The following is a 26,723-nucleotide window of genomic DNA, read 5'->3' as shown; positions in this document are numbered from 1 at the left end:
TATTTTAGTTGTAAAAGCGCTCGCCTTGCTCAGCCATTTTGACTAAGGTATCACAAGGGGTAAAACGCTCTCCAAACTCCGCTTGCCATTGGTTTAATTTGCTAACAATGGTCACTGCGCCTATTTTATCCATGTACTGAAATGGTCCGCCTAGGAAAGGAGGAAAACCAATACCAAAAATAGCACCAATGTCTCCGTCACGAGCATTACGAACTATGCCTTCATCTAAGCATCGAGCAGCTTCATTAAGCATCATATACACACAACGCTCTACTTGCGCTTCGGTTACATTTGTATTGCTAACTTGCAAGCCTAGTAAGGTATATACACTTTCATCAACGAGCTTTTTCTTGCTATTAGTGTTGTATTGGTAGAAACCTTTTTTAGATTTTTTACCTAAACGACCATCTTCAATTAATTTAGAAAAAGCAGCAGGCGGTGCAAATCTATCACCTAATTCAGCTTGTAAGATAGGTCCAATTTTAGAACCAACATCAATACCCACTTCATCTAATAATTGCATAGGTCCTACTGGAAAACCAAATTTAACCATGGCTTTATCTAGTGCTTCAATAGAGCAACCTTCAAGCAATAAAATTGCCGCTTCATTCATGTAAGGCGCTAAAATGCGATTAACATAAAACCCTGCTTTGTCTTTAACAACAATAGGGGTTTTACCTTGTTTTTTAGCAAATGCTACCGTAGTAGAAATTGTTTGGTCCGAGGTTTTCTCATGAGCAATAATTTCTGCTAATGGCATTTTATCAACAGGAGAAAAGTAATGAAGACCAATAACATTCTCAGGACGCAATGCTTTCTCTGCTATTTGGCCAATTGGCAAGCTTGATGTATTACTAGCAAAAATTGTCTCTTCTTTACAGTGACTTTCAATATCGGCGACCATGTTTTGCTTTAACGTTAAATCTTCAAATACCGCTTCTACAACGATGTCGACATCACCAAACCCCGTATATTCAGTAGTTCCGGTTATCAACGCTAGTTGACTTTGCATTTCGCTATGGCGCATAAAACGGCGTTTAACTTTTTTGTTCAATAAGTCATAGCCATACTTTAAGGCATAACTAATTCCTTGATGTGAAATATCTTTTATACGCACGGGTAATTTAGCTTTTGTTGCCGTAACAAAAGCAATACCACCCCCCATAAGTCCGCCACCAAGCACCGCTGCTTTAGTAATTTTTTCAGGGCTAACACCTTCAACACCCTGTTCTTTTTTCATATCGGTTGTAGCAAAAAATAGTTGTCTAAGCTGGGCTGATACGTCCGACATCACTAGTTGACCAAAATGGTCTGCTTCTAATTGATATCCCTTCGAAGGAGCCTGTTCAGCACTAGCGCGAATACAGTCAATTATTTTTAAAGGCGCAGGGTAGTTACCTTTAGTTTGGTTTAACACCATTTTAGTCGCTTTACTAAATAAAATGCTGCGACCTAAACCATTGCCTTCAAGTAACTTATCCATTACTGATAATTTACGTGCTTTAGGTTTTACCTTGCCAGAAAGGGCTAACTTTTCTGCTGTTTGAATTAGTACACTATGTGGCACTACATCACTGACTAAACCAGATTTTAATGCTTGTTTTGCGCGTAACTGTTTACCTGTTAGCATCATATCTAATGCTTTTTGAATACCAACACGTTTAGGTAGTCTTTGCGTACCACCGCCACCAGGTAATAAACCAAGTTGAACTTCTGGCAAGCCTAATGCTGTTTTAGGGCTATCACTACACACTATTGCATGACATGCCATCGCAAGTTCTAATCCACCACCTAAACAAGCACCGTGCACAGCTGCTACAACAGGAATAGATAAGTTTTCGAGTTGGTCAAAAATAATTTGACCCTGTCGTGATAAAGTCGTTGCTTCAGCAGCTGAAGTACAGTTGGCTAACATATGCACGTCAGCACCTGCGACAAAAGAATCTGCTTTGCCGCTAATTAACACAATACCTTTAATCGTTTGGTCCTGACGTATCTCTTTTAACATTTCAGAGACTTCTTCACCAAATTCAGCTTTTAGCGTATTCATGGTGTCGCCTTTAACATCCATGATCAAATGTGCAATGCCATTTTCTTGTCGAACTAAGCTAAAAGTATTGTTATTTTCTTGTTCTACATTTTTTACATCAGTCATTAGTCTGTCTCCACAATCATAGCCGCACCTAAACCACCAGCTGCACAAGCGGTAGTTAAGCCAACACCGCCGCCACGACGATTTAATTCATTTAATGTTTGTACAATTAAGCGCGTACCTGTCGCTGCAAATGGATGTCCATAAGCTAATGAGCCGCCCATAACATTAAATTTGTCCATGTCAATTTCGCCTATGGCTTTATCGCGCCCTAGGTGAGTTTGTGCAAACTTGTTACTGGCAAACATTTTTACGTTAGCGAGTGCTTGGGCAGCAAATGCTTCGTGCATTTCAATTAAGTCTAAGTCGGCTAAATTCATACCAGCACGCTGTAAAGCAATTGGTGAAGCATAGCTTGGACCCATTAACATATCTTCCCATACATCAATAGCAGCAAAACCATAACTACGAATATAACCTAATGGTTTGTAACCTAATTCTTTTGCTCGGCCTTCTCGCATCATTAACACTGCTGAAGCACCATCAGTTAATGGCGTACTTGTTGCTGCGGTTACTGTACCGTGTTTACGATCAAATACAGGGCGCAATTTCGCATAACTGGCTAATTCAGAGTTTTCACGGAAACAATTGTCTTTTTCAATAAAAGACTTATAAGGCTCGCTGTGCGCAGTCATTACTTCGCCGGCTAATTTACCTTCTTGCCAGCTTTTAGTCGCCAAAGTATGTGATCGATGAGCAAGTGCATCTTGCGCTTCACGGGTAATACCATGCGTTTTTGCCATTTGCTCTGCGGTATGTCCCATAGACAAACCCGTAGAATATTCAGCAACCGCAGGCGGTACAGGCAAAATATCTTTAAAATTTAATTTACGAATAAGCGCCATTTTTGCGCCAAATGAGCGAGCTTTGCTTAAATCGAGTAAAGTGCGTGCGAATTTTTTCGACACACCAATAGGCGCAACAGAAGATGAGTCGGCACCACCGGCAACACCCACATCAACAAAACCAGCCATAATTGATTCAGCCACATTCACCGTTGACTGAAAACTAGTCGCACAAGCACGTGACACACTGTAGGCATCAGTATGAACATTCATACCGGTTCCTAAAACAATCTCACGAGCAATGTTTGGCGCTTCTGGCATTTGTACTACTTGCCCAAAAACTAACTGATCGATAATTTTAGGATCAACGTCATGTTTTTGCAGTAACTCATTAACAACAATTTTGCCTAAGTCAACCGCAGGAACACCATGAAATGCAGTAGCCTGCTTTGCGAAAGGTGTACGTAATCCAGCAACTATCGCTATACGCTCTCCACTACCGGTTACTAATTTTGATTTTGTCATTTTTAATTCCATCTTGTTGCAACAATTAAGAGGTCAGACCTCTTTGGATTTATCATAATTCTAAACATATATAGAAATAATTCAATCATTAGCTTATAAAACTTGTTCAAATTAATATCAAGGTATTAAAAAAGCTAACAAAAAGCCTTAAAAATTTAATTTCTGTGCTTGTTTTTTTTAAACCTGAACCTTATATCAATCTGTGGGTCAGAAGTGCTGACGTCAACTTTTTTTAATCAATAAGAACGATAAACTATGGCTATTGAACATTTTTCCTCATTAAAAGAACATTTATCTTCACAAATTATCGGACAGCACTCGCTGGTTGAAAACTTGCTCATTGCACTTTTAGCTAATGGTCACCTTATTGTAGAGGGTCCTCCGGGTTTAGCAAAAACGCGTGCTGTTAACGCATTAGCTCAAGGCCTTGAAGCTGACTTTCATCGCGTACAATTCACTCCTGATTTATTACCCGCAGATTTAACCGGTACTGATATTTATCGTCCCGAAGATGGCACCTTTGTTTTTCAACCGGGCCCATTGTTTCGTAACTTAGTTTTAGCCGACGAAATAAACCGTGCACCTGCAAAAGTTCAATCTGCTTTATTAGAAGCAATGGCAGAAGGTCAAATTACTGTTGGCCGCAATACTTACCCATTACCTGAATTATTTCTGGTTATGGCAACACAAAACCCGATAGAGCAAGAAGGTACATATCCTTTACCCGAAGCACAGCTCGATCGCTTTTTAATGCATGTTGAAATTGGCTACCCTGATGCAGCAAGCGAATTAGAAATTTTAAAACTCAACCGTGGTGAAGCATTAAAATCAGATAAAACCTCTGTTAAAGAAATCACTCAAGCTGATATTTTTGCTGCACGGGAACAAGTGATGAAAATTCACATGGCACCTGCAGTAGAAAACTATATCGTCGACTTAATTATGGCAACACGCAACCCAGAAAAATATGACGATAAATTAAAACAGTGGCTAGCATACGGCGCTAGTCCTCGTGCTACTATTGCTTTAGATCGCTGTGCCCGCGCAAGAGCTTGGTTAAACAACCGAGATTTCGTTAGCCCTGAAGATGTACAAGCGGTTTTTCATAACGTATTACGTCATCGCATAATTATGACTTACCAAGCTGAAGCAGAAGGTATTAGTAGTAATCAACTGCTTGATCACTTACTCAGTTTAGTGGCAGTTGCCTAAGCGCAAGTTACCCTTATGTGGTTTAAACAAAAAAAATCAGCCGAACAATACAACCCACAAACCTTGCTTGATGAATTGGTTAGTAATGGTATTGAATTAAATATAGATGAACTAATACGTTATCAAACGAAAAGTTCACTAATTAATTTAGCTGCCGCCAAAAGCTCACACGGTAAAATGTCTGGGAATTATCTTGCTCGAAGTAAAGGCCGTGGTATGGAGTTTGATGAAGTTCGCCATTACCAAAATGGCGACGACATTCGTGCTATCGATTGGCGTGTTACTGCCCGTACGGGTAAAACACACACAAAATTATTTCGTGAAGAGGTTGAACGCCCTGTTCTTATCGCTACCGATTTAAGTACCAGCATGTTATTTGGCAGTCGTTTACTTTTTAAATCTGTGCAAGCTGCCCATGTAGCCGCCCTGGTTGCTTGGCATGCTAAATCACGAGGCGATCGTATCGGCGGTGTGGTATTTAATCAAACAAATCACACCGAATTAAAACCTCGTAGCCGACAGCAAGGTGTGCTGCATTATTTGCATGGTTTAGTAAAAATTCACGCAGACTCACTCCACAGTGCCGATGAAAAAGCAGATAGAAAGAAAGCAACAGAAGCCTTCGAACAAAATTGCGCACGTTTAAGACAACTCGCAAAACCAGGCAGTTTAGTTTATTTGATCACCGACGCATTTAACCTTTCTGATGAAGCTATTCGTCATTTGGCTAATGTTAGTCGACATTGTGAATTAGTTGTTTGTATGATCAGCGATCCACTTGAGCAACAACTCCCCGAAAGTGAACACAAAATTAGCGTAGCTATGACTAACGGTGATGAAAGCGAACGTCAACAATTTGTGCTTGGTGATAAAGCATTAGCTGAAAAATACCACCAGCAGGCCTTAAACTTAAATAACACTATAGAGCAACAGCTGAGTAAAGCAGGAGCTCGTTTACTACATTTATGTGCGAGTGAAACGCTAGAAACTCAATTACATCGCGGAGTAGCATCATGGATCCGTTAGCGCAACTTAGTGATATTCACTTACCTGACAACGTGCATAACTACCCGATAGCGCCGGGTTGGTGGCTATTAGTCGTTATAACTTTGGCAATATTAGTTTATAGCATAATAAAGTTACGCCAATATTTTAAAGCGCGAAAAGTACAAAAACAGGCATTAAAAAAATTATCAGCGGTGTCTGATACCCGTGCCATAGTCACATTATTAAAATGGGCTGCCTTACAGTATTTTCCTCGAATGCATGTCGCACATTTAACAGGTAATCAATTTAAAGACTTTTTAATTGCAAGCTTACCTGCTAAACATCAAGAAAATTTTTCAACGCTAAGCGGCGAACATTTTAATTTGACATATCAAAGTAATGTTAACGAGCACAATGTAGACAACTTTTCTGCCGCGGCAAAATTATGGCTAAGTCATGCTCTGCCACCTAAAAAAACACTTACTATGTTAACTAACGATTTAAATACAACAGAAATCGACAATCAAACGCTTGAAAATAAACCTCAAATATCAGAGGTAAAATCATGATACATTTTGATTTTCTCTGGGCATTAATCGCCCTACCGCTTCCATTAATTATTTATTGGTTACCCGCAAAAAAACACATTCAAGCAGCACCGCTGAAAATGCCAACCATTATTAAAGGCGTACAAACTGAAGAGTTTGCGCCAGAAAAGAAAAAAAGCTCATTGGTTATCCTTAGTCTTATTTGGTTGTTAGTTGTGTTAGCTAGCACACAGCCACAATGGCTAGGTGAGGCTGTAAATGTGCCAACTGAAGGTCGAGAAATGATGATCGCCGTTGATCTTTCAGGCAGTATGCAAGTTGAAGACATGAGGCTAAATGGCAGCACAGTAAACCGCCTTGATATGTTAAAAGTATTATTAGGTGAATTCATCGAGCGACGCAGTGGCGACAAGTTGGGCTTAATATTGTTTGGTGACGATGCTTACATGCAAACTCCAATGACCTTTGATCGAAAAACCGTGCAACAAATGCTCGACGAAACGGTATTAGGTTTAGTAGGTAAACAAACGGCTATTGGCGACGCTATTGCCCTTGCCGTTAAACGTTTCGACGAGAAAAAAGACTCAAACCGCGTATTGTTATTATTAACCGATGGTCAGAATACGGCTGGTAAAATAACACCAGATCAAGCACTAGAGTTGGCTGTGGCTAAAGATATTACCATTTACTCAATTGGCATTGGCGCTGATGTAATGATCCAAAATTCACTATTTGGTACTCGCCGAGTTAACCCATCAAGTGAGCTTGATGAAGAATCATTACAACGCCTTGCTGATGAAACCGGTGGTTATTATTTCAGAGCACGCGCTAGTGAAGACATGAGTAAAATTTATAAACTGTTAGATGATTTAGAGCCTGTAGAACAAGAGCAACAACAAATGCGTCCACTCACCGCGTTATTTCAGTGGCCTTTAGGTTTAGCTTTATTGATAAGTTTGCTAACGCTACTGGTTAAAAGCAGCGTTAATAATCAATTTTTCAAACGCAACAAAGCAATTACGGGAGTGAAGCACTAATATGGCAGACTTCCATTTTATTCGTCCGCTTTGGTTATTAGCCATTATCGTATTATTTTTCATGTTATTTTTGCTCAAAAAACTACGTGTTAGACAATCTGGCTGGCAACAATTTTTACCAGCGCATTTAGCAAAAGTGCTGGTACAAGGGAGCTCAAAAGCAAAACCTAGCTCATTAGTACTGCCTTTTTTAATCGGCTTACTCTCAATAATAGCCATGGCTGGACCAAGTTGGCAGAAATTGCCACAACCTGTTTATCAAGTTGCACAAGGCTCGGTGTTGATCATGGACATGTCTTACTCTATGTACTCGACCGACGTTGCACCAAATCGTTTAACACGAGCACGATACAAAGCCATTGATTTGCTCGATAATATTAAAGAAGGCGAAATCGGACTTATTGCTTATGCCGGTGACGCATTTAGTATTAGCCCATTAACAGACGACAGTAATAATATAAAACTACTCTTACCGTCATTAAGCCCAGAGCTTATGCCCGTGCTTGGTAGCAACCCTTTTGCAGCATTAGCTTTAGCTAACGAAATGTTAGTCAATGCTGGGCACAACAGTGGTGATATTTATTGGTTTACCGATGGCATCGATAATATAGACATTCAAGATATAACCCAATGGTCACGCGAACATCCTTATCGCCTCAATATTCTTGGTGTTGGTACAAAAACAGGTGCGCCTATCAAACTCTCTAATGGTGAGTTAATGAAAGACGATAACGGCGCGATAATTGTGCCTAAACTCACAGTACAAGCATTACGTGGTTTAGCTAATCGCGGCAGAGGAAATTACACCACCCTCACCCATGACAATAACGATATAGAGCGACTTACCTTTAAACCATTAATGGCTGACACCGACAACACCAAAGAAAGTGAAAATACTGGCGATCAATGGCAGGAATTTGGTCCCTATTTATTACTGTTGGTTTTACCTCTGCTGTTAAGTTACTTCAGACGTGGTGCTCTGATGCTAACACTACCATTTGCTTTAATGCTAATGCCTAATAACAATGCCTATGCCGATATTTGGCAAGACCTTTTTAAAACTAAAGATCAGCAAGGCCAAACTCATTTTAGTAACGAGCAATACCAGCAAGCCGCAGAAGCCTTTAAAAATCCATCGTGGCAAGGAAGTTCTTTCTACAAAGCTGGAGATTACGAGCAAGCCTTGGCGGCATTTCAACAAGAAAAAACTGCTGATGCCTTCTATAACCAAGGTAATACGTTAGCAAAATTACAAAGATTCGACGAAGCGATAGCCGCCTACAATGAAGCCTTAGCGCTTGAACCAAACTTAACCGATGCCAAAAACAATAAAGCACTTTTAGAGCAATTAAAAAAACAACAAGAAAATCAAGATCAAGAGTCTGATAACGATCAACAAGATCAAAACAAAGACCAAGAACAAAATGATCAAGACGGTGACAGCCAAAATAACCAAAGCCAAAGTGACCAAAACAAAGAAGGTGATCAGCAACAAAGTGATCAACAGGGTCAACAAAGTTCAGAGCCAACCGATCCATCTGAATCAGAACCGTCTTCAGAGCAAAAAAATACTGAACAACAAAAACAAGAGCATGAGCAAACTGATGCCGAACAAAAAGAGCAGTCAGAACAACAACCAGAGCAAAATGCACAACAAACTAAACAAGCACAAGAAAGTGAGCCAACAGAAGAGGCACAAAGCGCTGAAGCACAACAACTGGCTGAACAGTTAGCCAAAGAAACCGAACAAAAACATCAGCAATTATTGAATAAAGTAACTGATGACCCATACATGTTACTCAGAAACAAAATGCAATTAGAATATCAAAAGCGTAATCAAGATCGCCGAAATGTAGGAGTTAAGAAAAAGTGGTAAGAGTAATAATTTCTTTAATGGCTATTTTATTATCGTTTCATAGCTACGCGTTAACAAAAGTCACGGCATCGGTTGATAAAAACCCAGTGATCACCAATGAATCTTTAGTACTTACGATTACTGCTGATGATGACATCGACAGAAACGCTCTAGATACTTCAGCATTGTTGTCTGATTTTATTGTTGGCCGCACATCCGTTAGCTCACAAACCAGCATGGTGAATTTTAATACCACACGCACCACAACGTGGAATACAGTATTAATACCTCGACAGACCGGCGAATTAATTATACCAAGCTTCGACATTGACGGTGTTAAAAGTCAGGCGATTAAAATTAACGTATTAGCAGCTGAAAAATCAGTGGCTAGCAACCAACAAGATTTATTTATTACAGCACAAGTATCTTCTACTGAACTCTTTGTGCAGCAGCAAATAACCCTAACCGTTAAATTGCACTTTGCAGCAGAGCTAAAGCGCGGCAGTTTAACGGAGCCCACATTAGAAGGCGCCAATATTCTACAAATTGGCAAAGATAAAGAGTCAGAAAATATTATTAATGGCAAACGTTACCGTATTATCGAGCGCATATATGCCATTAGCCCACAAAAGAGTGGTGACGTAATATTAAAATCACCAATTTTTTCTGGCGAAATAATGATGCCATCAACCAGGCGATCTAACTTTTTAAGTTTTGCAGATACTAAGCCAGTGAGTGTGGTTGGCGATGACATTGCACTAACGGTCAAGGCTATTCCAGCACAAGTTACTGGAGCATGGTTACCAAGCGAATTATTAGCCTTACATCAAGAATGGCAACCTCAAGCTGATCAATTTAAAGTGGGTGAACCGATCACGCGAACAGTTACATTAACCGCAGCGGGGTTATCAGAAGAACAACTGCCTGAAATAACCATGCAAGTGCCAAAAGGATTAAAAGTTTATCCTGATCAGGCTGAGCTTCATACAGGCCTGAATAATGAAAGATTAGTCAGTCAAAAAGTAATCAACTTTGCCATTGTTGCCAGTCAAGCAGGCGAATACCAGTTACCTGCAATAACCATCCCATGGTGGAATACGGTAACCAATAAAGCAGAAATTACAAAAATTGCAGCACAAACAATCACAGTATTACCCAATGCAGACATTGCTCCTGTGGCGACACCACAACCACCAAACACAAATATTGAGCACACCAGTACACCAGCGGTAATAGAAAAAGTAGTCATTCAACAAAATAACTTTCTACAATGGTTATTCCTTGGCCTTTGGTTATTAACCTTATTCGCTTGGTTTATCTCTGCTAAACGTTCTTCTTTATCAGATAAAACAAATAACAAATCCAACGAGAAAGTAAATCCCCCTTACCTCACGTTATTAGCCGCATGTAAACAAAACAATGGCGAACAAGCATTAGCAAATTTATTACCATGGGCGCAAACTCGAGCGACAAACAACGAAGCATTAACAACCCTTGACTCATTACATGAGCACTTTAACAGCACCGTACTCTCTAACGCGATTATTGAATTGCAACAAAGTTATTATGGAAAAAACCCTAGTCAATGGTCAGGTAAAAACTTAATGCATGCAATACAAGAGATAAATAAGCAAGGTAACTCAGGGGCAACAAGCGCTCAGTTCAACCTTAACCCCTAAACCTGCAAGATACATGCACGGCTAAGAAAGGAGTTATCATCGATAACTCCTTTTTTTATAGTCATTTTTCTGCAAACCTAAGTACTAACTAAATTTGTATTTTAACGATATAATCTATTTATCTAAAAAATATGTATTCGTGTGAAATAAAATGACAAAGCCTCAGGTCTCTTACAACATGGCGACAAAACAAGTTAGATACGAAGCACTCGTTAAAGCATTACATGCAGATTTATATCGGTATGCCTATTGGCTATGCCACGATAAGCACATTGCTGAAGACCTAGTGCAAGAAACATTTTTACGTGCATGGCGCGCGCTTGACTCGTTGAAAGACGAGAAAGCAGCTAAGTCATGGTTAATTACTATTCTGCGCAGAGAAAATGCCCGTCGTTTTGAGCGCAAACGATTCGAGATGAGTGAATACGAAGAAGCGACGATTACCGATGTAGGTGCAACAAGCAACGAACAGGAAATTGAAAATCACTGGCTACGAGAAAAAATAGCTCAAATGCCTGAAGAGTACCGTGAGCCGCTTGTTTTACAAGTTATTGGTGGTTTTAGTGGTGAAGAAATTGCCAGCCTGTTGTCATTAAATAAAAATACCGTGATGACACGATTATTTCGTGCTCGCAATCAATTGAAAGAGGCCGTAGACGACGAGCCAAAATTAAGAGGTCTACACAATGGATGATTTGCAATTTAGACGTAGCATTTTAGCCGATCCCAAAACTCGTGACGATGCTATTAATGCCGCCTTAAAAAGTGATCCGGCAAAGCAAAAATTTGTACAAGAAACTGAAAGCCTAGACAGTAAAATTGCACAGGCAATGAATATTCCTGTGCCTGAAGATTTAGCAAACAAATTAATTTTACGCCAAACCTTAGCTAGCCATCAGCAACAAAAAGGCAAAACCCGTGTACGTTTAGCCATGGCTGCCTCTGTTGCACTTGTGATGGGGTTAACGGCTAACTTTATGCTATTTTCAAATACTTATAAGAATTTAGCTGATTATGCTATTGCGCATGTTAACCACGAAGCTGCTCACTTTTCTAATACTGACCAGCCAAAAGTAACATTAGCGTCGTTAAACGAAAAAATGTCTGCATTTAAGGGCAGTTTTGCTAGTACTTTCGGCACACTAATTTTTGCTGATTACTGTCGTTTTGACGGCAACAAAAGCCTACATTTAGTTTTTCAGGGTAAGTCGAGTCCTGTTAATGTTTTCATTTTACCTGATGATCAAGACATTGAATTTGTCGCTAACTTTGAAAATAGCAAGCTTCAAGGTAATTCTTTACACTTCAACCACTCTAACATTATTGTGGTTGGCGATAAGGACGAACCAATAGCGCAATGGCAAGAACGCGTTAATAAAAGTATTACCTGGTCAATTTAGTTAGATTATAAAGTTAACATAGACTATTTACATCTAGCGCAATCAAAAAAGCCATGACAACAATGTCATGGCTTTTTAATATAAACTGAAAGCTTAAAACTGACAGCTTACAGCTCGTCCCAAATTAATGCTTAGCAGCAACCTCATCAAATTGTGCTTCAATTTCAGGCTGCTCTTTGGACGTTATTTTACTTACCAATACAATCGCAATACTGGCCATAATAAAGCCAGGTACAATTTCATACATAACAGTACTTAAAGGTTGCCCGTTAATTGTTATTGGCGCATAAATCCATATTAAAACGGTAATAGCACCTGTTAACATACCGGCTAACGCACCATGTCGATTCATTTTCTTCCAGTACAAGCTCATAATAACTAAAGGTCCGAACGCTGCGCCAAAACCAGCCCAAGCATTACTCACTAAAGTTAATATTGTGCTATCTCTGTCGTAGGCTAGAAATATAGCGACAAGTGCTACTGCTGCTACCGATAAACGCCCCACCAACACTAACTGTTTATCACTGGCATTTTTATTTAAAAACGCTTGATAAAAATCACCAGTCAATGAACTAGAAGTAACCAATAGTTGCGAAGAAATTGTGCTCATAATTGCCGCTAAAATCGCTGCCAATAAAAAACCAGCAATAAGGGGATGAAACAACACTTGCCCTAATAAAATAAATATAGTTTCAGCATCATTAACTGCGAGCCCTATTTTAGCAACATAAGCTACACCAGCAAAACCGGTTGCCATGGCGCCAAATAAAGCGACAATCATCCAACTCATGCCTATTCTTCTAGCCGTAGGTAAATCATCTACCGAACGAATAGCCATAAAACGGACAATAATATGGGGTTGACCAAAATAACCGAGTCCCCATGCCATAGCCGAAACAATAGCAATAAAACTTACGCCACTAAAAACATCTAAAAATTCAGGGTTTAACTGCTCAATAGTCGCTAACATCTCGCCTGTGCCACCAACGTCTGATATCGCCACAAAAGGCACCAGCACTAATGCTACAAACATAATACAGCCCTGAACAAAGTCAGTCATACTTACCGCTAAGAAACCACCAAATAGCGTATAAAGAACAACAACGCCTGCAGTAACATAAAGGCCAACTTCATACGTTAATCCGAAAGAACTTTCAAATAGTTTACCGCCAGCAACAATACCTGAAGAGGTATACAAGGTAAAAAATAATATAATAACAATAGAGGAAGTAATACGAAGTGCGCGAGATTTATCAGCAAAGCGATTTTCAAAAAAATCGGGAAGAGTTATAGAGTCGTTTGCTACCTCGGTATACGTTCTTAATCTAGGGGCAACAATAAGATAATTTAAATATGCACCAAGAATTAAACCAAGCGAAATCCAAACACTACTTAAGCCTACAGTATACATAAGTCCTGGCACGCCCATCAGCATCCAACCACTCATATCAGAGGCTCCAGCAGAAAGCGCGGTAACCCCAGGGCCTAAACTACGCCCTCCTAGCATAAAACCAGAAACATCACTGGTAGATTTTTTAAACGCGTATAAACCTATTCCTAACATTACAGCAAAATATAGTGCCAATGAAATCATTGTTCCTACAGCCATCTAACCTCCAAAAAACATGCTACCAAACGTACTAAACTATTTTTAATTTAAGGGTTCAAAATACGTTTGGCATTAAACCTGAACAACAATAATATGCTTACTTAATAGCTGTTTCCATGTTTTTTCGTGAGTATTCACAATTATTTGTGTTATAAATAAGTAAGGTAATGTGCAAATCAATTTTGCCGAACAGTAATACTAAGTTAAAATAATAAAATTATCTGTTATAACATCGGATTAATTAGGAATTTGTATGTACTTTTATGCAGCTAGGCAACCCATCCTAGATAGAGATAAAAATCTATTTGCCTATGAGCTTCTTTTTCGCGATAGCATAGTAAATGTCTTCCCTGGCATTGATGGTGATGAAGCTACAACAAAAATGATCGAAGCCAGTAATTTCAACCTTGGCATCAGTGAATTTACAGGTAACAAACCTGCTTTCATTAATTTCACTTTAGAAACCCTAATTAAAGGTTACCCTGAAACCTTAACCACAGACGAGTTAGTGGTAGAAATATTAGAAACGGTTAAACCTGGAAAAAAACTATTAGCCATATGTAAAGATTTACACCAAAAAGGCTATACCATCGCATTAGATGATTATATTCATCAAACGGTTTGGCAGCATTTTTACCCTTTCGTGCATATCATTAAAGTCGATTGGCAAACTACTAGCGTTGAAACAATTAAAGAAATTAAAGTGGCAATAGAAAACTTTCCGCATATAAAATTATTGGCAGAGAAAGTTGAAACTTATGAGCAGTATAACCAAGCGTTAGAACTAGGTTTTGAACTATTTCAAGGCTTTTTCTTTGCTAAACCTGAAATGGTTAAAACCAAAAATTTATCACCATCGCAAATCGCCATGGCCGAATTACTTTATGAAACATCAAAAACTGAAGTAGATTTAGCCAATATAACCGCAGTTTTCGAACATGATGTCACTTTATCTTATAAATTATTGCGTTACGCAAATTCAGCTATATTCAAACGCAGAGCTGAAATTTCAACCATAAAACAAGCATTAGTTACTTTGGGCTCTGCTGAATTAAAAAGATTCCTAGGTTTAATGTTTGCGGCGAATATCAACCCAGAAAAACCCTCTGAGCTTATCAACTCAGCTATGGCCCGGGCAAAATTTTGTGATTTAATGGCTAAAGAAGTTAATTCACCAATAGATCAAGCCATAGCCTTTTTAACCGGCTTGCTTTCGTTAATAGACGCCATAGTCGATGAAGACTTAGAAAGTATTTTATCTAAACTACCTCTTGCCCAAGAAATTAAAGACACTTTATTAACCCGCAAAGGCGATATGGCAGCGCTAATTATGCTGCTAGAATTTATTGAGCGCGCTGAATGGTCTAAAACCGCTGTTATTATGAAAAGGCTTGGGTTAGAAAAGGCAAGCGTACTTAAACACTATAATGAAGCCATTGCTTGGGCTGATGAACAAACCATAGCCAATGATTAGTCGATACTAAATAACCTGAACTCTGGTTAAGTAGTACTGCCTCTTAATTAAAGGGCAATAAAAAACCTAATATGAAAATATTAGGTTTTTTTATTTTATAAAAGCGGTTATTTAATGCGAGCGTATTTGTTAAGTTACTAATAACATAAAGTTATTAACATCAATAAAGCTAAAACTTAATCGAACGAACAACCAAAAGTAAGCCAGAGCACAAATGATAAACAAATGACCAATGCTTTATGTTACTCAAAGCCATTCGGGTTTTGTGACTGCCAGCGCCATGTATCGGCTATCATGGTAGCTAAATCACGTTCTGCATGCCAATTTAGTAAAGTGTTAGCAACAGTAGCATCGGCATAAACCGTGGCAATATCACCGGCGCGCCTTGGTGCAATGCTATATGGAATATCTTGTCCAGAAATCTCTTTAAAAGTGTTCACTATTTCTAAAACCGAGGTGCCGTTACCTGTACCTAAGTTAATCGGAACGCAGCCTTTAATCTCAGTTAACTTTTCAAGCGCCTTTACATGGCCTTGGGCTAAATCAACCACATGAATGTAGTCTCTAACACCGGTACCATCGACGGTTTGATAATCATCACCAAAGATTTGTAACTTAGCTAAACGACCAACAGCAACTTGTGACACATAAGGTAATAAGTTATTTGGAATACCATTGGGATTTTCACCAATCAGGCCAGAGTTGTGCGCACCAATAGGGTTAAAGTAACGTAAACAAGCAATAGACCATTCCTCATCACTACGTGCCAAATCAAACAGAATATTTTCTATCATGAGTTTAGTTTGGCCATAAGGGTTAGTTGCAGAGGTTGGCATAGTTTCATCAAGTGGCGATGGGTTGTTTTCGCCGTAAACCGTGGCTGATGAACTAAAGACTAAGTTTTTAACATTCTGCTCAGCCATTACTTGCAACAGAGTTACAGAACCAGAAACATTATTATGATAATAACTTAATGGTATTTCACTCGACTCACCTACCGCTTTTAAACCCGCAAAGTGTACAACCGCTTCAATATTATGCTGCTCAAACACCTGAGTTAAAGCTTCACGATCACAAATATCTGCTTGAATAAATGTTACGGTTTTCCCTGTAATTTGCTTAATTCTATCAAGCACTAACGTAGAAGAGTTTGATAAGTTATCTACAATAACAATATCTTTATCTAGTGCCAGTAATTCAACAACTGTGTGACTGCCAATAAAACCAGTACCACCGGTGATCAACAAACTCATTATTAATTCCTTATAAATTTATTCAGTCAATATTTTAAAAATTCATCATTTATTGATAATATTTTGACACTAACGCAATGAAGTTACCAAGTTTTTCTTTCGGCAATTGGTTTACTCCAGCCGCGGCAGCCCTGCCACCGCCCGTTTCAAACTGAGCGCAAAGCTCGCCGGCACCAACTTTATTATTAATAGGAGCGCGTAGGCTAACCGTATAAGTGTTATCTAAGTTTAACGTAAATACGGCATGGGCCTTATCAGGATTTTGATTCGCTAATTCATTACCATATACACCACTCACTCGGCGCGACCAAGGTGCATCTTCAAGCTCAATAACCTGCAAGGTTTCATCATCATGTAAAATGTTCGCTTGTTTAGCTTGTGTCATATCACTTAAGTAAGCTTCTTCAAGTAAGGTAAATATTGAATTAGCTTCATTAATTAAAGTGAAAGGATCAGGGTAGTTAAGTAAGGTAGTGAATAAAGCATCTGGCGCAATATGTAAATCGTCTACCGTGCGACCGTAACCGTTATAGTTAATATATATGCCTAAAGCTTTCAATTGATCTTGCTCTTTCGCTGACAAACCCGCTTGCTGAGATAACTGCTCAGCAGCCTTTAACATGTTATCGCCAAATGCAGCAACAATCGCCCAAAGCGCATATTGACCAGCAAGGTGTTGATTAACCAATAAACTTGTACAAGTATTAGCGTCGGTATCAATAATTTCGGTTAAATGTTCAGAGTTAGGTACTAAGCCCGTGCGATGATGGTCAATATAAAGAACATCTATTTCTTGCGCCAGCAAGCCAGCTAAAGCTGCAAGGTTTTTTTCCATCGATATATCTAACACAGTAACCGAAGTAGCAAGGTTAGCAGGCACTTGTTGCAATAACTGAATATCACGTTTAACGCCAGTAATTAACTTCGAAACCCTAGGCTCAGCCAAACGTAATTGTAACAAAGCGATAATGCCATCGGCATCACCATTAAACACATCATAATGCATTTAGAAATCTCCTTTAAATATAAGGGAAGCTTTAAGTTTTAAGTTTTAAGCTGTCAGCTTTCAGTAAAATCAAACAAAGAAAAGCTGTAAGTTATTAGCTGTCAGCTTTCAGGAAAACCAAACACAGAAAAGCTGTAAGTTATTAGCTGTCAGCTTTCAGTAAAACTAAACAAAGAAAAGCTGTAAGTTATTAGCTGTCAGCTTTCAGTAAAACTAAACAAAGAAAAGCTGTCAGTTATTAGCTGTCAGCTTTCAGTAAAGCCAAACAAAGAAAAGCTGTAAGTTATTAGCTGTCAATACAGCTAATCAAAACCAAGCAAAACCAAGCAAAACTCCAAAATCAAAAACTAAAGTCGAACTAAGAACATAAAACTTCTTCTAAACTAACATTTCAGTTACTGACAGCTGACAGCTGACAGCTTAAAACTTATAGCTTTTTTTTTCTTTTACTGACAGCTTAAAACTTATAGCTTCACTTTTTTTACTGATAGTTATTTTTTAATAAACCCATGTTCAATCAGGTAATCAACGACTTGCTGGGCACATTGTTCAATACTTTTATCGCTAGTATCTATATGAATCGTGGGGTTTTCAGGTGCTTCGTAGGTTGAATCTATTCCGGTGAAGTCTTTAATTTCGCCAGCACGCGCTTTTTTGTATAAGCCTTTAGGATCACGTTGTTCGCAAATGGCAATTGGGGTATCAATAAATACCTCAATAAACTCGCCAGCACTAAGCTTAGCTGCAGCCATTGCTCGATCAGCAGCAAAAGGCGAAATAAACGCGGTTGATACAATTAATCCAGCATCAACAAATAGTTGCGCTACTTCACTAATACGACGAATATTTTCAACTCTGTCTTCATCACTAAAGCCTAAGTCGCCATTGAGACCATGGCGAACATTATCGCCATCAAGTAAATAACTATGACATTGGCGCTGAAACAACAAAGCGTCTACCGCATTAGCAATAGTAGATTTACCTGAACCACTAAGGCCGGTATACCATAACAAACAAGATTTTTGCTGCTTCAATTCAGCACGTTGTGTTTTGCTCACTTGTTGAGTGTGCCAAACAGTGTTTTCAGTTTTCATATTATTCCTAATAATTGAATCGAAAAAATTAGAACAAAGCTGTCAGAGAATACATAGCTATAAGCTGTCAGTTCGAAGCTGTCAGTAAAAACTACAAACAAACACCCAACTGATTTTTATTTTTTTTCTTTTTTCTTTTATCTTTTAACTGATAGCTGACAGCTTTAAACTTCTCTTAAACCAATAGCTGTCAGTTCGAAGCTGTCAGTAAAACAACAAACAAGCTCCCAACTGATTTTTATTTTTTTCTTTTATCTTTTATCTGACAGCTGACAGCTTTAAACTTCTCTTAAACTTATTTTTCTCTAAAACGGAAAAACATTCGGTAATAACAATAACACTACAACACTATAAGTCAGTGTTATTGGCCAACCAAATTTAATAAAGTCAGCTACTTTATAATTTCCGGCATTAAATACCATAATATTGGTTTGATAACCGTAAGGGCTTATAAAACTGCCGCTAGCACCAAAGGCAACCGCCATAACTAAAGGTAGGGGATCAACACCTAAACCAATCGCAATATTATACGCCACTGGAAATACTAAAGCAGCAGCAGCGCTATTGGTGATCACTTCAGTTAATAATAAAGTAATAAAAAATATCACTACTAGCGCAATTAAAGCGCTCTTTCCTTCAAGCAGTTGTTCAATTTCATTGGCAAAAATAGCCGCGACACCGCTATGTTCAAATGCTTGCGCTAAAGTTAAAGCCCCTAAAACAATTAACCATATTTCAATTGGAAAACGACGTTTGATCTCATTAACACTTAAACAGTCAGATAAAATTAACACCGCAAGGTAAAACATTAAACTCGCTAATAAGCTAATACTAGTAAACATAGTAATAGCAATGGCGATAATAAAGCCAAAAATAGCCAACGAGTCGCGCCAACCTGACAACATATTGTCGGGTTTATGGCCTGATAGAATATAAAAGTTTTTGGTTAAATTAGTACGAGCACAAAAGTCTGGGCCGGCAGCCAAGACTAAAAAATCGCCCGCTTGTACGGTAATTTCGCCTAACTTACCTGAAAGTGAGGTGCCTTCTCGTCGAATTGCCACCACAGCAGCATCAAACCTTGCACGAAAGCCTGCGGTTTTTAAGGTTTCACCTACAATGGCAGAATCGGGCTTAATTAATACTTCTGTTAAGTTTTCACGCAGTAAGCCATCAAGCTCAGCAAAAAGAGTTAAACCATCAAATTGTTGAAGCACTAAGACCTTGCTAACATCACCACTGAAAATTAATCGATCTTGTGGCTGTATAACCTCATCTGGTGTTACTGGAGAAATAAGTCGGCCATCGCGCACTAATTCAACTAAAAATAGTGTGTCTAAGTTTCTTAAACCATTTGCCTCTATACTTTTACCTATAAGTTTAGAGTTGGGTTTTACTTGTGCCTCAACTAAGTACTCTTTTACTTCTAACTGATCATTAGGCATATCTGCCAAACTATTTTGGCGCAATAATATAACCAGTAAACACGCGAAAAGTGCTGCACCACCAATCAAGGTAAAATCGAAGAAGCCCAAACTTTCTCGGCCTTGCTCAAGCCATAAAGAGTTAACAATTAAGTTAGTAGAAGTGCCTATTAAAGTTAAAGTACCACCGAGAATAGCGGCAAAAGATAAGGGTAATAATAACTTACCGGGATTAACGACCGTATTTTTTTTAACAACTGAAATTAATGTTGCAACAACGGCAGTATTACTAATTAATGCAGAACTTAAGGCAGTAAAACTCAGGGTGCGTAAACTTGCAGTTTTTACTTTGCCATTTAGCATTAAAGATGAAATTCGCCTGATAATGCTGGTGCGTTCATAAGCAAAAGAACATAGCACCAATAATAACAATGTAACTAAACCAGGATTAACAGCGTTACTTAAAATGTCGTCAGTACTTACAAATGACGCAGCTAAACACAATAACGTTGTACTACCAAAAACACGTTCAGGTTTATTAGGGAATAAAACAAGCCCAACAAGTGTTAAAACAAATATTGCGACCAAAAGCCACTGCATAAACAACATAATATAAACCTAGAAGACAGAGCTTTAAGCTGTCAGTAAAAAACAGGAAACAGCTGTAAGCTTAAAACTTATAACTTTACTTTCTTCTTTTACTGACAGCTGACAGCTCGAAACTGACAGCTTTTCTTTTAACTGACAGCTGACAGCTCAAAACTTACAGCTTTGTGTTACTGACAGCTTTGTGTTACTGACAGCTTTGTGTTACTTCAGTAAGTCGCGAGCGCCCCAGTGTGGAAAGTGTTTACGAACTAAAATATTCAACTCTTTCTCAAACTCTGAGTACTGGTGCTCTTGTTGCTCTTCAAGGGCGCCGTTGATCATGCCAGCACCAACAGTAACATTACTCATTCTATCAATAATAATAAATGCGCCTGTTGCTTTGTTATCACCATATGCATCGAAATGTAAGGCTTCTGAAACTTCTAAGTGAGCAACACCAATTTCGTTTAGCGCTAATTGGTCAACATCAAATTTCTCTAAGGTATTCACGTCAATACGGTGATCAATTTTTATAGCATGGCCAGTCGTTAACTTACTACCATGTTTAATGTAATACTCACGACCTGGTTCAAGTTCATTTTCATGCATCCAAACAATAGTGGCACTAAGCTCTTTTGAAGAAGCAGGAACACTACCTTTTTTAACGATCATTTCGCCGCGGCTGATATCAATTTCATTTTCAAGCGTTAAGGTAACCGCCATGCCTTGGTCTGCACGCTTAATATCGCCTTCAAAAGTAACAATAGATTTTATCTTGCTTTCTTTACCCGAAGGCAGAGCAACTATTTCATCGCCAACACGAATATGACCTGAGCCAACAGTGCCAGCAAAACCTCTAAAGTTTAAGTTAGGGCGATTAACATACTGAACTTGGAATCTAAATTGCGTGAAGTCTTTTTTGTCATCAACCTGAATCGTATTGAGTAACTTCATTAATGTGGCACCTGGGTACCAAGACATCTTGTTACTTTCTTCAACAACATTATCGCCATTTAAAGCTGAAATTGGTACAAAGCGTACATCTTCAAATGCCAAATCATCGGCAAAATTACGATAGTCTTTTTTAATCTCTTGATAACGGTCTTGGCTGTAATCAACTAAATCCATTTTGTTAACAGCAACTAAAACATGCTTAATGCCTAACAATGAACAAATAAATGAATGACGACGTGTTTGCACTTGCACACCATGTCGAGCATCGATCAAAATTATAGCCAGATCACAAGTTGAAGCACCGGTAGCCATATTACGGGTATATTCTTCATGGCCTGGAGTATCAGCAATAATAAACTTACGTTTGTCTGTAGCAAAGTAACGATAAGCCACATCAATGGTAATGCCCTGCTCGCGCTCAGACTGCAAACCATCAACAAGTAAAGCTAAATCAACAGCTTCACCGGTAGTGCCTGACTTTTTACTGTCGTTTTTAATCGCGGCTAATTGATCTTCAAAGATCATTTTAGAATCATGTAATAAACGGCCAATTAAGGTACTTTTACCGTCATCAACGCTACCACAAGTAAAAAAGCGCACCATCTCTTTGTTTTCATGCTGCTTTAAGTAAGCTTCAATATCTGTTTCTAACAAGCCATTTTCTACTAAATTTTTCTCAGGTGAATCAATCATCTTTATTCCTAAATACGTATAAGCTACCAGTAAAATAGCTGTAAGCTGTCAGTTTTAAGCTGTCAGTAAAACCCAAAAAACACCAACCTAGTCGCTTTTCTTGTACTGATAGCTGATAGCTTCTCTAAATCGAGTTTCGCAGTCCTGTTAGCATGGCTGATAACTCTTCTGTTTCTTTAATCCAGTATCGGCTTTTAACTTTAGGTAAATAGCCAATCTCGATACCAATATAAATTTGTGTTCTAAGCTCTGCCAAAGAAGAGCGAGAGATAGTAATAAAGTGACGCTTATCTTTTGGCGTCTCTCTAGTCATTCCCTCTGCAATATTACTTGGAACAGATAAGCCTGAACGGGTTATTTGATCTCTAAAACCAAAATCACGCAAAGCACTGGTCTGCTTATAGATATCCGCCGACAATCTAGCTGCTCTTTTCCATACCTCTAACTTTTCAAAGTTCATAACAAATCCCTGTTAAAAACATAGCTTTAAAACATAGCTTTAAAACATAGCTTTAAAACATAGCTGTAAGCTTTCAGTTTAGAGCTATCAGTAAAATCAAAACCATTAGTATAGCTGTAAGCTTTCAGTTTAGAGCTATTAGTAAAATCAAAACCATTAATATAGCTCTAAGATTATAGCTATCAGTAAAATCAAAAACATTAGTATGGCACTTGTTTTTACTGACAGCTGACAGCTTAAAACTGATAGCTTAAAACTGATAGCTTAAAACTGACAGCTTAAAACTGATAGCTTAAAACTGATAGCTAGGTTGTCTTAAAAATAACCTTCCATTTTTTTCTTCTCCATTGAGCCAGAAGAGTCGTGATCTATCACACGGCCTTGGCGCTCAGAAGTTTTAGTTAATAGCATTTCTTGAATAATTTCAGGTAATGTTGCTGCGGTTGACTCAACAGCGCCGGTTAATGGGTAGCAACCTAAGGTTCTAAAGCGTACACTTTTCATTTGTACTACTTCATCTTCACCAATTGGCATACGTTCGTCATCAACCATAATTAAGCTACCATCGCGCTCAACTACAGGGCGTTTTTCCGCTAAATATAGTGGTACAATTTTAATACCTTCAAGGTAGATATATTGCCAAATATCAAGCTCAGTCCAGTTCGACAAAGGAAATACACGAATACTTTCGCCTTTGTTAACTTTACCGTTATATATATTCCACAGTTCTGGACGTTGGCGCTTAGGATCCCAGCGATGGTTTTTATCGCGGAATGAATACACACGCTCTTTAGCACGAGACTTTTCTTCGTCACGACGTGCACCGCCAAATGCGGCATCAAAGCCATATTGGTCAAGGGCTTGTTTTAATCCTTGCGTTTTCATTACATCAGTATGCTTTGCACTACCATGTTCAAAAGGACTAATATTCATTGCCATGCCTTCTGGATTTTTATGTACCAGTAAGTCAAAGCCATATTCTTTAGCCATTTGATCACGAAACGCGATCATTTCTTTGAATTTCCAATTGGTATCAACGTGCAATAATGGAAAAGGTATTTTTCCAGGTGCAAAGGCTTTTCGAGCAAGATGAAGAAGAACGGCTGAGTCTTTTCCAACCGAGTAAAGCATCACAGGGTTATCAAACTCTGCGGCAACTTCTCGAATAATGTGAATAGATTCGGCTTCTAGCTTTTGTAAATGGGTTAAATGCATTGCTGTTCACTAATGGTGGCATAATATTATTGAGTAATATAATGCCACAGCCTTTCGGCCTTATCCATATAAGTAAAAGCTTGTTTATATCAAAAAAGTATAACCACTTGCGTGATATTCCGTAAAGATCAGAACTAAACTTTATTCAGGTTATCTTTATAACGGCGTATCAACCCCAGCGACGATGAAGAAAGCTTTTCACTTTCAATTTCCGCCATAGGATGCGACATAACGTTAAGTACTTCATTACCTAGCTGCTTACCTAATTCTACGCCCCACTGGTCGTAAGAATTAACTTGCCATATTACGCCTTGAACAAAAATTTTATGCTCATACAGCGCTAGTAATGCACCAAGTGAATGTGGGTCTAATCGCTCCATTAAAAGTGTATTACTTGGAGTATTACCTTTCATGGTTTTATGTGCGGCTAATCTATTGGCTTGAGCTTCATTTACGCCGGCATTGAGTAACTCTGTTTTTGCTTGTGCTAAGGTTTTACCCTGCATTAATGCTTCACTTTGCGCAAAACAGTTTGCCACTAGAGCGTCATGATTAGCCAAATGCTTACTGGTAGGTGCTAAAGATAAAATAAAATCAGTAGGAATAATATCAGCACTTTGATGCATTAATTGCATAAAGGCATGTTGACCATTGGTACCTTCCTGGCCGAAAACAACCGGAGCAGTTAAGTAATTCAGCGTTTGCCCATCAATAGAAACAGACTTACCATTACTTTCCATATCCGTTTGTTGTAAATAACCAGGTAAAGCTCTAAGTGCATGGTTGTAAGGTAAAATAGCTAAACTTGGGTAGCCTAAGCCGTTACGATTCCAAATCCCCAACAAGGCCATAATTACCGGCATATTCTGCTCAAAGTCGGCATGCTTAAAATGCTCGTCCATCGCATGCGCGCCAGCTTTTAAGGCATTAAAATGCGTATTACCAATAATCAAAGCAAGTGGTAAACCTACCGCTGACCATAAAGAGAACCTACCACCAACCCAATCCCACATAGGAAGAATATTGTTTTCATCAATACCAAATTCAGTTGCCGCTTTAACATTGGTACTTACCGCATACCAATGGTTAGCAATAATATCAGCAGGTGATGTACCGCTATCAGCTAAAGCATCTAGCATCCAAGCTTTTACTATGGTGGCATTAAGCAAAGTTTCTTGAGTAGAGAAGGTTTTAGAGATGACCACCACAAGGGTGGTTGAGGCATTGAGTTTAGCAAACTTCTCTTGCGCAGCATCACCGTCAACATTCGCTAACACATGAGCTTTCAAGCCTTTTTGATGATAAGGAACCAGTGCTGACAAAGCCACTTTAACGCCGTAATAAGATCCGCCAATACCTATGGCTAAAATATCGGTAAACTTCTCACCAGTCACTGAACAAACCTTGCCTGATTGAATATCATCAACAATCGTCGCCATTTTAGCTTCAGTATTAATAACTTCTTCGGCTTGCTCACCCAATACATCTACTTTGATTTTATCAGGTGCGCGTAATACAGTATGCAATACAGCACGCTGCTCGGTAGAGTTTAATTGCTCACCGGAAAATTGCGCTGATATTTTCTCCGCAAGCCCGGTTTGCTTAGCTAAGGTAAATAATGGCGCAAGCTCACTATCAATAATATTTTGCTTAGCATAATCTAAGAATAAACCTGCCGCCGAAACAGTATAGTTTTCACTTCGAGTACGATCTTCGAATAATGAAAAAATACTACGAGTTAAGGCTTGTTCTGTAAATTGAGATAAATTGGTAACGTCCATATTCCTGCACTTAAAAAATGATAAATAAAAATTATGCTAATGCACACTAATAACTTTAAAGCCTGGCTTCAGTTCTTAGCCTTTAGTTAGATGCGATAACAAAAACCAAACAACTAACAAATATTACAAGGAGGAAATAAGGTGGACTAAAGGAGGTAAACACTAATAAACATAGAATGTTTGAAATACCTAAAGCCCTACCTCATTAACTTCTCATTCACTCCTCCCTGTAAAAAAAATCTCACAGGGAGAAAACAAGGAGGACTACATGAGGTAAACACCAATAAACATAGAAAGTTTAAAATACCTAAAGCCCTACCTCATTAACTTCTCATTCACTCCTCCCTGTAAAAAAATAAAAATATCTCACAGGGAGAAAACAAGGAGGACTAAAGGAGGTAAACACTAATAAACATAGAAAGTTTAAAATACCTAAAGCCCTAACTCATTCCCTTCTCATTCATTCCTCCCTGTAAAAAGTAATAATTCACAGAAAATAAAAAAGGTTAAATGCTAAAATTAAGAAGGCAAATTAAATCTGCGTAAACCATCCGTTAACTTCTTAACATTAAAATTAATCAATAAACCTTTATTTATATTAGTTAATTTCATATAAGTTAATAGTTGTGCTGAATACACGGGAATAAGTTTATCGACTGATTTAAGTTCTATAATTAATTCACTGGGTAACATAATATCTAATCGATAACCCGCTTCAATATTCATACCTTTATAGCAGATAGGTAATACAACTTGAGCATATGCATTAATATTATTCAAAGACAACTCATACATCAAACACTTCTCATAAGTTGACTCTAATAGCCCTGGACCTAATTGCTTATGTACCTCAATTGCGCAACCTATAACCTCACCTGTTAAATCCATTTCAATACACCTTAATCCTTTAAAGCTATTAAATATAATGTATCACAGGGAGAAAACAAGGAGGACTACAGGAGGTAAACACTAATAAATATAGAAAGTTTAAA

Annotated in this window: 21 protein-coding genes; 9 read left to right on the top strand and 12 right to left on the bottom strand. The window is 38.4% G+C overall.

The features are described 5' to 3' along the window. Window positions 1-4 precede the first annotated feature (4 nt). Together fadJ and fadI are read right to left on the bottom strand one after the other, a co-directional pair. Complete coding sequence (gene fadJ, locus B6A32_RS05320) at window positions 5-2,155, bottom strand: fatty acid oxidation complex subunit alpha FadJ (protein ID WP_085301736.1); 2,151 nt, start codon at window positions 2,153-2,155, stop codon at window positions 5-7. Beyond that, window positions 2,155-3,462, bottom strand: coding sequence for an acetyl-CoA C-acyltransferase FadI (fadI, locus tag B6A32_RS05315; protein WP_085301733.1), 1,308 nt, complete (start codon window positions 3,460-3,462; stop codon window positions 2,155-2,157). The genes fadJ and fadI overlap by 1 nt, the downstream gene beginning before the upstream one ends. A 255-nt stretch (window positions 3,463-3,717) precedes the next feature. On the opposite strand from fadI, the gene B6A32_RS05310 reads away from it, so the two are divergent. The 8 genes from B6A32_RS05310 (at window position 3,718) to B6A32_RS05275 (ending at window position 12,180) form a co-directional block, all read left to right on the top strand. Then, window positions 3,718-4,674, top strand: a complete 957-nt coding sequence (locus tag B6A32_RS05310; RefSeq protein ID WP_085301730.1) for an AAA family ATPase — start codon at window positions 3,718-3,720, stop codon at window positions 4,672-4,674. A 15-nt stretch (window positions 4,675-4,689) separates the two neighbouring features. Then, window positions 4,690-5,700: a DUF58 domain-containing protein gene (locus tag B6A32_RS05305; RefSeq protein ID WP_085301728.1), complete on the top strand. Its 1,011-nt coding sequence runs from the start codon at window positions 4,690-4,692 to the stop codon at window positions 5,698-5,700. Next, window positions 5,688-6,230, top strand: coding sequence for a DUF4381 domain-containing protein (locus B6A32_RS05300; RefSeq protein WP_085301726.1), 543 nt, complete (start codon window positions 5,688-5,690; stop codon window positions 6,228-6,230). Before B6A32_RS05305 ends, B6A32_RS05300 begins: the two co-directional genes overlap by 13 nt. Continuing rightward, window positions 6,227-7,246, top strand: coding sequence for a vWA domain-containing protein (locus B6A32_RS05295; protein ID WP_085301723.1), 1,020 nt, complete (start codon window positions 6,227-6,229; stop codon window positions 7,244-7,246). The genes B6A32_RS05300 and B6A32_RS05295 overlap by 4 nt, the downstream gene beginning before the upstream one ends. 1 nt (window position 7,247) lies before the next feature. Then, a complete protein-coding gene (locus B6A32_RS05290; protein WP_085301721.1) occupies window positions 7,248-9,122 on the top strand; it encodes a vWA domain-containing protein in 1,875 nt (624 codons plus the stop codon). Then, a complete protein-coding gene (locus B6A32_RS05285; protein ID WP_233131325.1) occupies window positions 9,116-10,780 on the top strand; it encodes a BatD family protein in 1,665 nt (554 codons plus the stop codon). Before B6A32_RS05290 ends, B6A32_RS05285 begins: the two co-directional genes overlap by 7 nt. Before the next feature lie 178 nt (window positions 10,781-10,958). Continuing rightward, the gene (locus B6A32_RS05280) at window positions 10,959-11,474 is read left to right on the top strand and encodes a sigma-70 family RNA polymerase sigma factor (protein ID WP_408607662.1); all 516 of its coding nucleotides are present in this window, start codon (window positions 10,959-10,961) and stop codon (window positions 11,472-11,474) included. Next, window positions 11,467-12,180: a DUF3379 family protein gene (locus tag B6A32_RS05275; protein ID WP_085301715.1), complete on the top strand. Its 714-nt coding sequence runs from the start codon at window positions 11,467-11,469 to the stop codon at window positions 12,178-12,180. Before B6A32_RS05280 ends, B6A32_RS05275 begins: the two co-directional genes overlap by 8 nt. Before the next feature lie 124 nt (window positions 12,181-12,304). Here B6A32_RS05275 and putP read toward each other — a convergent pair whose 3' ends face one another. Then, a complete protein-coding gene (putP, locus tag B6A32_RS05270) occupies window positions 12,305-13,789 on the bottom strand; it encodes a sodium/proline symporter PutP (RefSeq protein ID WP_085301713.1) in 1,485 nt (494 codons plus the stop codon). A 253-nt stretch (window positions 13,790-14,042) separates the two neighbouring features. Between putP and B6A32_RS05265 the strand changes: the two genes are divergently transcribed. Further along, on the top strand, window positions 14,043-15,263 hold the full coding sequence (locus tag B6A32_RS05265) for an EAL and HDOD domain-containing protein (RefSeq protein ID WP_085301711.1): 1,221 nt from the start codon (window positions 14,043-14,045) through the stop codon (window positions 15,261-15,263). Window positions 15,264-15,505: 242 nt separating this feature from the next. Here the strand turns inward: B6A32_RS05265 and galE are convergent, their stop codons facing one another. The 9 genes from galE to B6A32_RS05220 all read right to left on the bottom strand — a co-directional run bounded on the left by galE (window position 15,506) and on the right by B6A32_RS05220 (window position 26,619). After that, window positions 15,506-16,516, bottom strand: a complete 1,011-nt coding sequence (gene galE / locus B6A32_RS05260; protein ID WP_085301709.1) for a UDP-glucose 4-epimerase GalE — start codon at window positions 16,514-16,516, stop codon at window positions 15,506-15,508. Between the two features lie 49 nt (window positions 16,517-16,565). Further along, window positions 16,566-17,522, bottom strand: coding sequence for a DHHA1 domain-containing protein (locus B6A32_RS05255; RefSeq protein WP_085301707.1), 957 nt, complete (start codon window positions 17,520-17,522; stop codon window positions 16,566-16,568). Window positions 17,523-18,013: 491 nt separating this feature from the next. Next, window positions 18,014-18,616 (bottom strand): adenylyl-sulfate kinase, encoded by a 603-nt coding sequence (cysC, locus tag B6A32_RS05250; protein ID WP_085301705.1) that lies wholly within the window; start codon window positions 18,614-18,616, stop codon window positions 18,014-18,016. A gap of 305 nt (window positions 18,617-18,921) precedes the next feature. Next, window positions 18,922-20,649 carry an SLC13 family permease gene (locus B6A32_RS05245; RefSeq protein ID WP_085301703.1) on the bottom strand — a complete coding sequence of 576 codons (1,728 nt, stop codon included), beginning with the start codon at window positions 20,647-20,649 and terminating at the stop codon, window positions 18,922-18,924. Between the two features lie 201 nt (window positions 20,650-20,850). Then, entirely contained in the window at window positions 20,851-22,275 is a 1,425-nt protein-coding gene (gene cysN / locus B6A32_RS05240) for a sulfate adenylyltransferase subunit CysN (protein WP_085301701.1), read from the bottom strand. Between the two features lie 124 nt (window positions 22,276-22,399). After that, complete coding sequence (locus B6A32_RS05235) at window positions 22,400-22,735, bottom strand: four helix bundle protein (RefSeq protein ID WP_085301699.1); 336 nt, start codon at window positions 22,733-22,735, stop codon at window positions 22,400-22,402. 315 nt (window positions 22,736-23,050) lie between these two features. Then, a complete protein-coding gene (gene cysD, locus B6A32_RS05230) occupies window positions 23,051-23,950 on the bottom strand; it encodes a sulfate adenylyltransferase subunit CysD (protein WP_085301697.1) in 900 nt (299 codons plus the stop codon). Between the two features lie 134 nt (window positions 23,951-24,084). Next, complete coding sequence (pgi, locus tag B6A32_RS05225; protein WP_085301695.1) at window positions 24,085-25,731, bottom strand: glucose-6-phosphate isomerase; 1,647 nt, start codon at window positions 25,729-25,731, stop codon at window positions 24,085-24,087. A 519-nt stretch (window positions 25,732-26,250) separates the two neighbouring features. Continuing rightward, window positions 26,251-26,619, bottom strand: coding sequence for a GxxExxY protein (locus B6A32_RS05220; RefSeq protein ID WP_332888757.1), 369 nt, complete (start codon window positions 26,617-26,619; stop codon window positions 26,251-26,253). Window positions 26,620-26,723: the final 104 nt, after the last annotated feature.

The sequence above is a fragment of the Colwellia polaris genome (genome assembly GCF_002104515.1).
Taxonomy (GTDB): Bacteria; Pseudomonadota; Gammaproteobacteria; order Enterobacterales; family Alteromonadaceae; genus Cognaticolwellia; species Cognaticolwellia polaris.
This window is presented reverse-complemented; position numbering and strand designations above follow the sequence as displayed.

Excerpts from the sequence above, each read along its gene's own strand:
- B6A32_RS05300 (WP_085301726.1), top strand. The coding sequence starts at position 5,688 with ATGGATCCGTTAGCGCAACTTAGTGATATTCACTTACCTGACAACGTG.
- fadJ (WP_085301736.1), bottom strand. The coding sequence starts at position 2,155 with ATGACTGATGTAAAAAATGTAGAACAAGAAAATAACAATACTTTTAGC.
- pgi (WP_085301695.1), bottom strand. The coding sequence starts at position 25,731 with ATGGACGTTACCAATTTATCTCAATTTACAGAACAAGCCTTAACTCGT.
- B6A32_RS05245 (WP_085301703.1), bottom strand. The coding sequence starts at position 20,649 with ATGTTGTTTATGCAGTGGCTTTTGGTCGCAATATTTGTTTTAACACTT.
- B6A32_RS05310 (WP_085301730.1), top strand. The coding sequence starts at position 3,718 with ATGGCTATTGAACATTTTTCCTCATTAAAAGAACATTTATCTTCACAA.
- putP (WP_085301713.1), bottom strand. The coding sequence starts at position 13,789 with ATGGCTGTAGGAACAATGATTTCATTGGCACTATATTTTGCTGTAATG.
- fadI (WP_085301733.1), bottom strand. The coding sequence starts at position 3,462 with ATGACAAAATCAAAATTAGTAACCGGTAGTGGAGAGCGTATAGCGATA.
- B6A32_RS05290 (WP_085301721.1), top strand. The coding sequence starts at position 7,248 with ATGGCAGACTTCCATTTTATTCGTCCGCTTTGGTTATTAGCCATTATC.
- B6A32_RS05280 (WP_408607662.1), top strand. The coding sequence starts at position 10,959 with ATGGCGACAAAACAAGTTAGATACGAAGCACTCGTTAAAGCATTACAT.
- cysD (WP_085301697.1), bottom strand. The coding sequence starts at position 23,950 with ATGCATTTAACCCATTTACAAAAGCTAGAAGCCGAATCTATTCACATT.
- B6A32_RS05220 (WP_332888757.1), bottom strand. The coding sequence starts at position 26,619 with ATGGATTTAACAGGTGAGGTTATAGGTTGCGCAATTGAGGTACATAAG.
- B6A32_RS05265 (WP_085301711.1), top strand. The coding sequence starts at position 14,043 with ATGTACTTTTATGCAGCTAGGCAACCCATCCTAGATAGAGATAAAAAT.
- cysN (WP_085301701.1), bottom strand. The coding sequence starts at position 22,275 with ATGATTGATTCACCTGAGAAAAATTTAGTAGAAAATGGCTTGTTAGAA.
- B6A32_RS05305 (WP_085301728.1), top strand. The coding sequence starts at position 4,690 with ATGTGGTTTAAACAAAAAAAATCAGCCGAACAATACAACCCACAAACC.
- galE (WP_085301709.1), bottom strand. The coding sequence starts at position 16,516 with ATGAGTTTGTTGATCACCGGTGGTACTGGTTTTATTGGCAGTCACACA.
- B6A32_RS05255 (WP_085301707.1), bottom strand. The coding sequence starts at position 17,522 with ATGCATTATGATGTGTTTAATGGTGATGCCGATGGCATTATCGCTTTG.
- B6A32_RS05235 (WP_085301699.1), bottom strand. The coding sequence starts at position 22,735 with ATGAACTTTGAAAAGTTAGAGGTATGGAAAAGAGCAGCTAGATTGTCG.
- B6A32_RS05295 (WP_085301723.1), top strand. The coding sequence starts at position 6,227 with ATGATACATTTTGATTTTCTCTGGGCATTAATCGCCCTACCGCTTCCA.
- cysC (WP_085301705.1), bottom strand. The coding sequence starts at position 18,616 with ATGAAAACTGAAAACACTGTTTGGCACACTCAACAAGTGAGCAAAACA.
- B6A32_RS05275 (WP_085301715.1), top strand. The coding sequence starts at position 11,467 with ATGGATGATTTGCAATTTAGACGTAGCATTTTAGCCGATCCCAAAACT.